This window comes from Dietzia sp. DQ11-44, assembly GCF_014145205.1.
GTDB classification, from domain to species: domain Bacteria; phylum Actinomycetota; class Actinomycetes; order Mycobacteriales; family Mycobacteriaceae; genus Dietzia; species Dietzia natronolimnaea.
In genome coordinates, this window is record NZ_JAALEC010000690.1 from 1 (window position 1) to 9,980 (window position 9,980).

9 protein-coding genes are annotated in these 9,980 nt (G+C 63.1%); 8 read left to right on the forward strand and 1 reads right to left on the reverse strand.

Annotated features, from left to right (window positions below; genetic code table 11):
* Positions 1 to 14: 14 nt before the first annotated feature.
* Positions 15 to 2,576 (reverse strand): type ISP restriction/modification enzyme, encoded by a 2,562-nt coding sequence (locus tag G6018_RS17485; RefSeq protein ID WP_347237883.1) that lies wholly within the window; start codon positions 2,574 to 2,576, stop codon positions 15 to 17.
* Between the two features lie 125 nt (positions 2,577 to 2,701).
* Here G6018_RS17485 and G6018_RS15665 point away from each other — a divergent pair, with 125 nt between their 5' ends.
* The 8 genes from G6018_RS15665 (at position 2,702) to G6018_RS15700 (ending at position 9,909) form a co-directional block, all read left to right on the forward strand.
* Positions 2,702 to 4,066: an IS256 family transposase gene (locus G6018_RS15665; RefSeq protein ID WP_096905727.1), complete on the forward strand. Its 1,365-nt coding sequence runs from the start codon at positions 2,702 to 2,704 to the stop codon at positions 4,064 to 4,066.
* A 290-nt stretch (positions 4,067 to 4,356) separates the two neighbouring features.
* Positions 4,357 to 4,698, forward strand: a complete 342-nt coding sequence (locus G6018_RS15670; RefSeq protein ID WP_182611315.1) for a hypothetical protein — start codon at positions 4,357 to 4,359, stop codon at positions 4,696 to 4,698.
* Between the two features lie 114 nt (positions 4,699 to 4,812).
* Positions 4,813 to 5,493 carry a hypothetical protein gene (locus G6018_RS15675; protein ID WP_095719448.1) on the forward strand — a complete coding sequence of 227 codons (681 nt, stop codon included), beginning with the start codon at positions 4,813 to 4,815 and terminating at the stop codon, positions 5,491 to 5,493.
* 470 nt (positions 5,494 to 5,963) lie between these two features.
* A complete protein-coding gene (locus G6018_RS15680; RefSeq protein WP_182640116.1) occupies positions 5,964 to 6,740 on the forward strand; it encodes a recombinase family protein in 777 nt (258 codons plus the stop codon).
* Between the two features lie 234 nt (positions 6,741 to 6,974).
* Positions 6,975 to 7,418 carry a hypothetical protein gene (locus G6018_RS15685; RefSeq protein WP_206685270.1) on the forward strand — a complete coding sequence of 148 codons (444 nt, stop codon included), beginning with the start codon at positions 6,975 to 6,977 and terminating at the stop codon, positions 7,416 to 7,418.
* A 193-nt stretch (positions 7,419 to 7,611) separates the two neighbouring features.
* Positions 7,612 to 8,112: a hypothetical protein gene (locus G6018_RS15690; protein ID WP_182640118.1), complete on the forward strand. Its 501-nt coding sequence runs from the start codon at positions 7,612 to 7,614 to the stop codon at positions 8,110 to 8,112.
* A 394-nt stretch (positions 8,113 to 8,506) separates the two neighbouring features.
* Positions 8,507 to 8,782, forward strand: coding sequence for a hypothetical protein (locus G6018_RS15695; protein ID WP_182640119.1), 276 nt, complete (start codon positions 8,507 to 8,509; stop codon positions 8,780 to 8,782).
* A 104-nt stretch (positions 8,783 to 8,886) separates the two neighbouring features.
* Positions 8,887 to 9,909 carry a hypothetical protein gene (locus tag G6018_RS15700; protein WP_182640120.1) on the forward strand — a complete coding sequence of 341 codons (1,023 nt, stop codon included), beginning with the start codon at positions 8,887 to 8,889 and terminating at the stop codon, positions 9,907 to 9,909.
* The last annotated feature ends 71 nt before the right edge of the window (positions 9,910 to 9,980 follow it).

Here is a 9,980-nt window from a genome sequence, read left to right on the forward strand (position 1 = left end):
GGAAGCACTTCGGTCTATTTTCGCCCAGCGATCCGCAGATCCCCGTGAATCACCCGGGCTAGGTAGGCGACAACATCCTCTGGTGTGACAGGGCGCCCAGTAAGTGTGGACAGTGCGCCAAGGAGGCCGGCGGCGATGTTAGGTCGCCCGCCGGGGTGCAGTAGCGGGAGCGCTCGTCCTCCCCGATTGTTGAAGTGATGCATGTCAGGGATCAGCGCCGAGAACACAACCCCTGGTCCGTGGCTGATTGCTTCGGCGTGCTGCTCCACGACGAAGATCTGCCCTGGACGCCGTGCTGCCCAGAGATCAGGGGACGGACGGTGCATCAATCGTCGATCGGCAATGAGCCATTGGCGGTCGAACGATCGAAATCCGACCCGCACGTGCCTCGCAGCCCGGGCGTGAGCCGGCTTCTCTTCGGAGAACGGCGCGGCGGTGCCTTGTTCTGTATCCGAACCGCTGAGGGGTTTCGTGGTGGTTTCTAGGTGGGACGATGACGTCTCTTTAAACAGAACCTTCTTGCGGTCGGGGTCGCTCTCAGAGATAACCCGCAGGAGTCGATCCGACAGGATTTCGCGAGCGGGCGCGTAAACCCAGGTGCGGTTCGGCTTTATCCCAGGAGCTGTCCATGGGAGAAGGTCATTGACCGCAGGGAAGTCGTCCCAGTCGGTGTCTGCTGCTGGTGTGAACGGTGCTTGCCAGGCTGTGCGAGCTTGGCGCCACTGGTCACCGTCGAGGTTCAGTTTGGTCAGGGCGTCGTACTTCTCGAACCGTCGGCCGTGGATCGCGGTGTAGTGAATCGTGGCCGGCACATCTGAATCGCAATCCGGGCGGCGAGTGAAGATCGCGATCGCGAGTGGTTGCTGCACGCCAGGGAAGATTCGAGTCGGTACGTCGGGACGCATTCCCTCGGGGGAGACATCGATAATCCAGCCTTCGCTGGTGGTGCGGCGTAGGTACTCGCGCATGCCCTTGAATCCGGCGCCGCGTAGATAGCCTGAGGTGGTGATGTAGCAAACGACTCCCACGTCACCGTTGGGTAGGTTTGCGTTGGCGTCGAAGACTTTCCAGGTAGCCCACCGCCAGAAGTAGATGTAGAGGTTCTTGAGGACGTACTCGGTGCGGCCGTTTCCCTCGGCGCGGAAGTCATCTAAGGGGCGGTAACCGCCGCCTTTCTTCGTCTTCTCGCTGTCGCTTCCGTTCTCGATCCAGCCGCCGCGACCTTGTGCCCGTTCGTCATAGGGCGGGTTGCCAATCACCACAGTGACTTTGGACTTAGCCTTGATACGGGCAGCCCTCGACCTAGACCGACTGATCAACTCAAGGCCAGATCCGAGTTGGGTCTGTTCGGCGTGGGGGTCGTCGAGGGTGTCGGTGACGTACATTCCCAGGCCTGCCGGTGGGAGGTTGGCACCGAGATCGGTGAGTAGGTCGGTGGCACGCAGTTCGGCGACGGCGAATGGGCCCGTCTGGAGTTCGAATCCGACAAGCCGCTTGGCGAGTTGGCTTACTGCCCCCGCAACGGCGCCCTGCCCGTCTCGCTCGGCCACTCGGGCCGCGACGTGCTCGATGATCGTGTGTAGGAATGTGCCCGTGCCCATCGCGGGGTCGGCCACGACCACATCCGGGTCGGCGAATCCTGCGGTTCTACCCAATCGTGTTTCCAGGACTTCTTCGGTGAGGCGGACCATTTGCTCGACCACTTCACGTGGTGTGTAGTACGAACCGGATTTTTGCCGCAGCTGCGGGTCGTAGACGTCGAGGAAGGTTTCGTACAGGTGGAGATAGGTGTCGCGGCGGCCGGCGCGGACCTTCGGCCACTGCACGGCGTCGATGACACGCACCAGGAGGTCGATGGTGACCTTGAAGTCAGCTGCGACGTAGTCGGTCAGCAGTTGAAGCGCTCGGGCCATGAGGGAGTGTTGTCCCGCAAGTTTCGTGCCCACTGCGTGCAGGCCGCCGGTATCGGCGAGTGTGATGCCTTCGGTTCGGGCGAGGAGGAGGGCGAACGTGACGGTTTGCGCGTAGCCGTCGGCGAAGGTCGCGTCGTCAGCGGTCGGAAATAGCAGGTGTCGCCAGTCCCTGGCGAGTCCATGGAATGGCTGATCTTCGCGTCGAGCTCCCGCCTTGATCTTGCGCTGCTCGGTGGCGAGCTGGTCCAAGACTTCACCGCGCAGAAGTCGAGTCAGCGGCGCGATAGCCCGAACGAGAGCGATCACGCTGGTGATGGGCGCTGGCTCCCACCGCAGGAAGTCGGTCAGGAACTGCTCGAACTCTGCGGGCGCGGAAAGCTCCGCTCCAGCCGTGCGGAGCGGCCCGCCGGCAAGGTGTATCGGATCTCCGACCGGCTCGCTATCGCGGTAGAGCCGCCACTCCGTGCCATTGGTGTAGATCAGGTTCGGGAGGTCCTTCTGCCTCGTCCACTGTTTGAGGTTGTGGCCTCGCATGGAGACCGGGTCTAAGTTGGCGCCAGGCTTCTTGACCTCGACGTACCCAGTGATCGCACCGCCGACGCTGATCGCGTAGTCGGGACGAACGCCGCGGTCGTCGTCGCGGACCTCGTCGTGTGGGACCACATCCAAGGAAAGGTGCTCGCCAGCGGCGGCGAGTAACTGTTCGATCGGAGCCCGGATCGCCGCTTCTGCCTCACCCGGACCGGGCGTGTCAGATGGTCTGTGTGAGTTGATCCGGAGGAGGAATCATGAACGCTATGGCTGTTGACGACCACGACGCTACGGATGTATCAGATGCTGCTGGGCTTCGCCGGGAGGTGTTCTCGGATGCGCTGATTGATCACGTACTCGCCGAGACCCGTTCGCGAGGGTTGGAGTTGACTGGCAAGGACGGCTTTTTGAACGAGATGCTCAAGGCCGTCCTTGAGCGGGGCATGGGCGCCGAGCTGACCGAGCATCTGGGCCGCGATGCCCACGCCCGTGGCGGGGACGGAAACCACCGCAACGGCACTTCGCGCAAGACCGTGGCCACCGAGGTCGGCCCGGTGGAGCTGGATCAGCCCCGCGATCGGCAGGGTTCGTTCGCCTCCCAGCTCGTCCCGAAGGGCGCCCGCCGGCTCGGCGGGCTGGAGGACCAGATCATCTCGCTGTACGCCGGCGGAATGACCGTCCGGGAGATCGAGCACCACCTCGCGCGGACCCTGGGGGTGGAGCTGTCGCACGAGTCCATCGCCAACGTCACTGACGCGGTCCTGGACGAAGTCGCCGCCTGGCAGCACCGCCCGTTGGAGGCGTTCTACCCGGTGGTGTTCCTGGACGCGATCCACATCAAGATCCGCGATGGAGCCCACGTGAAGACCCGCGCTGCCCACATCGCGGTCGGGGTCGATCTTGAGGGCGTCAAGCACGTGCTCGGCATCTGGGTGCAGGCCAAGGAAGGCGCGGCGTTCTGGGCCAGCGTGTGCGCCGAACTGGCCAATCGCGGCGTCAAAGACGTCCTGATCGTGGCCTGCGACGGGCTGACCGGACTGTCCGAGGCGATTGCCGCGACCTGGCCTTTCGCCGAGGTGCAGACCTGCGTGGTGCACCTGATCCGGGCCTCGATGCGGTTCGTGTCCTACAGCGACCGCAAGAACGTGGCCAAGGCACTCAAGCCGATCTACACCGCCGCCAACGCCGAGGCCGCCAGAGCCGCACTGGAGGCCTTCGCCGAATCGCCGCTGGGCGCCAAGTACCCCACCGCCGTCAGGTCGTGGGAGGCCGCCTGGGAGCGGTTCATCCCGTTCCTGGCCTTCGGCCCAGCCACACGCAAGCTGATCTACACCACGAACTCGATCGAGTCGCTGAACTACCAGCTGCGCAAGATCACCAAGAACCGCGGGCACTTCCCCAGCGATGCCGCCGCGATCAAGCTGCTATGGCTAGCCATACGCAACATCGAGGACCGACGAGACCGAGAACGCGCCAAGGACGCTCAACGCCGAGCAGACGGCCACGCAGGCCCCCGGAAATCGATCCCCAGACTCGTCGAAGGCGCCACCATCCACGGTTGGCGAGCCGCACTGGCCGAACTCGCACTGGCCTACCCGGAACGCTTCGACCCCCACATGTGACAGACATCACTAACCCAAATTCACACAATTATCTTGACAGGCTCCCCGGACCGGCCAACTTGGCTTTGCAACGCTGCCCGAACTCCGAAACAGCAGTAGTGAGCCAAGGCGATGACACGTGAGCAACCTTTCAGGATGCAAGTGGTGGGGTTGCTCTGATTGTCCGTCATTCCCCGTCAGGAAGTTCCCGGACGCACCGCTAGAGACTGCTTATTCTCGCGCAACGACTGGACTTGGAGTATTCGCCGAGTTTGACAGTCGAAATGCTATATTTCTCTTGTTGCGGATTCATGCGCTCAAAAACCCGGTCATCGACCGGGTTTTCGTCATTTTGCTCGCCGCAACAACCTGCTGGCTATGACGCTGGCAGCCTGCGCCCAGGCGCAGTTCAGGTCGCTGGCCAGTATCTGGCCGCGGCACTCAGCCTGGCAATCGGCCAGGCGTGGCATCTCTCCACCATGAGGGGAGGTTGCGATATGCAGGTTCTCGACGTCGTCGACAAGCTGGACCTCGCGGCCGTCCTGCTACTTGGGGCCGGGCACTTTGTGCTCCGCCTCCTTCCCTTGATCTCGGATCGCGTTAACGCACGCGCCGTCCGACTGATTGAGGCGAAGAAGAAGCAGGACGACTAGGAAAAATCGCACCTGACACCCTCGTAGGGAGAAGCCTGTCGTTGCAATGTTTGGGGTGTGTACATTGTGGCCGAGTCGAAGGTGCGCTGCCGGCGCGAGTCTAAGATGCCCCAGATGGGCTTCTCTGACCGCAAGGCGTCGATTGTCGCCGAGGCGTACCGCCGAACAAAGAGTCACGTCGCCTACCTCGACGAGTCCTATCAGGCGCCGGATCCGATAGGGCACCACCGCAAGACGTTCTATCTTTTCACCGCGGTTGTAGTTGCTCAAGATGACATGGACGAGTTGCGCGGAGGGCTTCTCGAGATTGCGGGCTCGACGCACTGGCACACCACCGAGGCTCTGCTCACGGCAGGAGGGCGACGGGCTACTGAGGACATGCTCGGGTATCTCGCTGACGGGAAGGAGACCTGCGTGATTGCCCATCAGGTGTCCGTAGACCCCGTCGACCATGACGCAGAAGACGCTCGCCGCGCCTGCTATCGGTCGTTGGCGGAAGAACTCGCCGCTGGCCGGGCCGGCAGTTGGAGCCCTATAGAGTTGCTCATCCTCGAAGAGCGTAACCAGAGAAACTTCCGGAATAAGGATGACAAGAACCACAAAGAATTGATCCGCGAAAATCGGATCCCACGAAATACGCGACTCCTGCAGACCTCTCCGAGTGCCGAGCGGCTGCTGTGGCTTCCAGATCTCGTGTCATCCGCGTTCCGCCGAACCATCACTCACACAGACGGCACCAACGAGCTCTTCGAGATCGTGAAGCCTCAAGTGTATTTTCTTGAGGCTGGGGACTAGGCGAGGCACAAAAAAGAGCAGCCCCTGGCTGCCGTAGCTACACCGAGGGGCCTGGCCGACTGTCGGGGCGTAAGCCCAGAGGGCCGACTCATTGCTCATCTGCATACTATCCAAGCTTCGCAGCATTGTCACATCGTCGTTGGTACTCACTCTTGGGCAGTTGCGTCCGGCGTTCACTACTGAAGAACTACGCCAGGCGTGCATCTGGCGGAGCCCATCGGCGTCGGCGCGGAAAGTTCGGGCTGCCAGGCACTTTACTGCCACCAGGCGCCGGGAGAACTCACCGAATATCGGTTCGGTTCACACGTCGGCAAGTGAGGCTCCGACTAGTCTCTTTTGGGTACACCCATGCGGGACGAGCGCGAGTCCGCCATCGCCGCTGTGTCACAGGGTGGTTTCTAGAGTTACGAAACGTCGTCCCTCGGGGTCTAGTGTGTAGTGGTACAGATTCCGGACGGAAGGCTCTTCCGATGGCTGATCGAATCGGGACGTTGCTCAATCGCTCGGGTGACGGGGGCGAGGAGGTGCTCATCGTCAGCCGCGGGAGCGTGCGGACTCGGTTCCGACGCCGGGATGAGATGGACTGGTCTATCCGAGTCGAGTCGACGGACTCGGAGAACATCGTCGAGGGAGAGTCGGAGCCGGCACGGAAGCCGGCTCGCCGGTCTTCGCGGCCGCGTGGACAGCGGGTGGCGTATGTGCGGGTGTCGGCGGCGGATCAGAATGAGGCGCGTCAGCTCGAGGCGGTGGGGGAGTGCGACCAGGTCTACGTCGAGAAGCAGTCGGCTCGCTCTCGCGCGGACCGGGTGAAGCTCGCCGAGTGCATCAGGTACCTGCGCGACGGTGACGTGCTGGTTGTCGCCTCGATGGACCGGCTAGCTCGATCCCTCGTTGATCTCAAGCAGATCGTCGGCGAGATTACCGCCAAGGGCGCGAGCGTGGAATTCGTCCACGAACGGGCCACCTACGCCGCCGACGCCCAAGATCCTCGCGCCGACCTGATGCTCTCTCTGCTGGGGGCGTTCGCCGAGTTCGAGAGGGCCATCATCCGTGAACGCCAGGCCGAGGGTATTGCCATCGCCAAGGCGAAGGGCAAGTACAAGGGACGCAAACGCGTCCTGACTGACGAGCAGATCGCCAAAGCCCGGGCCCGCGTCGAAGCGGGGGAGGGGCCGTCAGCTATCGCTCGCGATCTGGGAGTCGGGCGGTCTACGTTGTACCGCGCCCTCCAACGACATACGACGTAGACGAGGAAGGGGACCGACATGGATGGGTGGTCGCCAGCGGGCGTCGAGGGGCGTATCGCATCGTTGCTCGAGACGGGGACCGTGGGCGCTGTCCGAGACCTCTTTACCTACGGGGTGCGGATCCTGTGTCCGATCACGCTCCGTACGGGCCGCGACGTCGCCGGGTGGAGCTCATGGCACGAGGTCGCTGAGCGTGTGGGGGCGCAGTATCCGCCCCACCGCGGATTGACATCGATGATCGACAGCGCCGGCACCCCGGAGCTGGCCATGGATGTGGATCGCCTGGTCGGGTGCAGCGCTGGTCCTGCCATCGAGATCGCGCAGCGCTACTCCCGCACAGCGACTGTCCGGCAGTGGAAAGCGGCGATCTGGACGGTGAACGGTGATCCAATCGGAATACCCGACGCCGCAAGCATCATCACCATCGTCGATGACGGTGACTATGGAAGCGACTACGACTACCAGCTGGTATCTGCGTCCACTGCGGCTCTCATGGACCCGTTTCTCCATCCCGAGCCATCCTTCTTGTGGTCCGACGACGAGACACTGTTCCTCGAGGTTCAACCCGAGACCGGATGGATTGAGGTCTACTCGACTGGGCCGGATCTGGTCGAGGAGGTGCGAAGCGACACCAAGTGGGAAGTAGTCCCGCTGACCCGCGACCTCCCGCAGTCGTAGCAATCGCGCCTCCCGCGAATCTTGCTTGCGGTAGGTGCTGCAACACGACATCGGACCGCCAGCCAGTACTGGCATAACCCCGCCACCGAGCGCCGCAATCGAGGGGTTTGGCGATGAGGGAACTCGTCGTCCGCCACCGGCTGACACGCGTACCTGCGCCGCTCCCGCACGGTGCGTTAACTAGGAGGTACCCGTGGAGGCATTCCTGATTCCGCTACTGCCTCCGGTAGCCCTGTTGCTGGCGCTCTGGGCTTTCATCGTCTGGGCTTCCTTCAAGGCGACCGGGCGAGGCGCCAGACGAACTGCGGCCGCGATCTCTGCAGTGCTGTCGATTTGCGGAGCGATCGCGTTCCTCGGCTTCGCCGGCAGTGACGACTACAACGACTACCCCGGCTATACCTGCGCCCTTCGCGACGGTCACGTGCCGGACGGCTTTCCTTCCGAACGGCTTCCCCCGCAGGAACAGGTCAGCACATTTCATACCGACCTCAACTGGTCCCATGGGTACGAACTGCTCCCCGCCGGGGTTCGCTGCACCTACTGGACCAGGGATGACCCCCGCGTCAGCGTGGTTACCCACAGCCCGTGGTCGTACTCCGTGTGGATCTACGGACTACTGGCCATCGCTCTGATTCAAGCGGCCCGCGTCATCAACCCTGACCTTCTCTCTCGGCGGCGCACCTGGTCTTCGTGAACACTCGCGAGGAGTAGCGCGTTGCGACTCACAAACCGAAACTGTCCGTCAACAGTCGCCGTCCCACAACCAAGGAACTGGGACGGTCGGTCAGCGCGAAACCGTTGCGCCGATCGGTAGAGAGGGCGGCGATTTGAGCCGACATGCTGCGACTGCAAGGTGGTCGGTGACAACATCGGCTCATGGTTCACGACACGGGAACGGGGTAGCGATGCTCAGGCGGTATGCCGCTGGCGTGGGCGCTTCCTTTTTAGGGGTTGCACTCCTGGCAGGGTGCGGCAGCGACGGTACGTCCAGCTCATCGCCAGCCGAGGCGCCGCCGGTCGAGAGCACTCCCTCCTCAACGGCCCAGGAACTCGCAATCCCCGAGGAGGTAATCGTTTGTCAGCCGGGGATGGTCGACACCGCTCTCACTGTCGACGACGTCCCCGCGTGGCCGGGCCCCTCGCCGTCTGAATTCGAGATGCCGACGCCAACGCCGGCGTCGCGTGGCTGCGGAACGCTCACCGGACCAGAAGCAAAGGTCGTTTACGAGGCGGCGGTCAATCACCCGGCAGCCTTGCTGGAAGAAGGGCGCTTGGCGAGCGGCAAAGACCTGAGCGATACCAGCGATGCGTTGTGGGCGGTGGATACCGTCATAGCTTGGCTTGTCGTCGAACCCCAGTGGTGAGACGTAATTCGGTCGCTTGCTGCTCTCTCGCAGAATCTTCCCGGCGGTCTCGCGCCGTCTCCCGTCGCTGATTGCCAGATTCCCTTTCGGGTTACGCTCGGCTGATGCGTGTCTCGTCGGATGGAACCTTCCATGGGCTGCGTGCTTCGCACCTGTGTCGTGCGGCGTGCCGGGTTCCCGCAGACCCGGGTCCGTTTAATCGCCGCCTTGTTGCACTGCATCCGGTCATCAATTACCGGCCCTACATTTCCGCATCCCCTGACGTGTTCCCTCCCGGTCATCCCGGGTACGACCAGGGCGTGGCGGCAGACCTGCAGATCCCGCAGGCTTTGCGCAACGAGATCGAAGACTGGATCGACCAGTTCAAGACACACTTCCGCCACCTCGGTGACCGTCCGGTCGATCAGCCCGTGTGGACGGACGGATTCGACGAAATGGCCTGGCTCGACCGCGGACACGAACTGGCCGAGCGCCTCGGTGAACATTTCCCGGAGCACTTCGTGTTCTGCTGCGCGGAGAAGTACGTGGTGTGCGAGCTCGCCGCCGATCAGCTGGACTACGTATGCGCAGTGACCGGTCAGTTTAAACGTGAACACGGCTGGCGGATGCCCGGCAATGAGCCCGATCCGGATGTGCCGGGGGAGCTGAAACTTATGCCGGAGTACGGGGTCGAGTGGGGCCTTTGGGACGGGTGGCTGCCGTACCACCAGCCCCCTCGGCTCCGCACAGGTCCGGGCCCTGGGGGTTTTCCGACCCCGCGCAGCCTCGGGCTCACCTCGCAGCTCGAGGCCCGTATCTGGCGGTGGAACGAGGACTGGCACCGCGGGTTCCTGGACTACGGGCAGGATGACGATGGGACTAGCGCCAATCTCGGCTTGCCGAATGGGGGTTTCGCTCTGCCGGAGTGGGCCGACGATATGGACCCGGCGGCCTGGTATCGCGAGGGCCGAGCGATCGCCGCGAGCCTTGCCGATCAACTCCCGGGAGTGAAGGTGCGACTCAGGGCGATCCACTACGTGTGTGCACCGCGCTACCTACGCCTTACGAGAACTCCCCGCGACAATGAGTTCTTCACACCGCTAGCGAGACGGTTTCCCGAGACACCCGAGAACGTTGACGGCCCATGAAGCGGACGTGCGCCAGAGCCAGCAGCAGGAGTGTCGCAATACTGTAGGTTTTTAAGGCACATTCACGGCGC

Excerpts from the sequence above, each read along its gene's own strand:
- G6018_RS15665 (WP_096905727.1), top strand. The coding sequence starts at position 2,702 with ATGAACGCTATGGCTGTTGACGACCACGACGCTACGGATGTATCAGAT.
- G6018_RS15670 (WP_182611315.1), top strand. The coding sequence starts at position 4,357 with ATGCGCTCAAAAACCCGGTCATCGACCGGGTTTTCGTCATTTTGCTCG.
- G6018_RS15675 (WP_095719448.1), top strand. The coding sequence starts at position 4,813 with ATGGGCTTCTCTGACCGCAAGGCGTCGATTGTCGCCGAGGCGTACCGC.
- G6018_RS15680 (WP_182640116.1), top strand. The coding sequence starts at position 5,964 with ATGGCTGATCGAATCGGGACGTTGCTCAATCGCTCGGGTGACGGGGGC.
- G6018_RS15685 (WP_206685270.1), top strand. The coding sequence starts at position 6,975 with ATGATCGACAGCGCCGGCACCCCGGAGCTGGCCATGGATGTGGATCGC.
- G6018_RS15695 (WP_182640119.1), top strand. The coding sequence starts at position 8,507 with ATGGTCGACACCGCTCTCACTGTCGACGACGTCCCCGCGTGGCCGGGC.
- G6018_RS15700 (WP_182640120.1), top strand. The coding sequence starts at position 8,887 with ATGCGTGTCTCGTCGGATGGAACCTTCCATGGGCTGCGTGCTTCGCAC.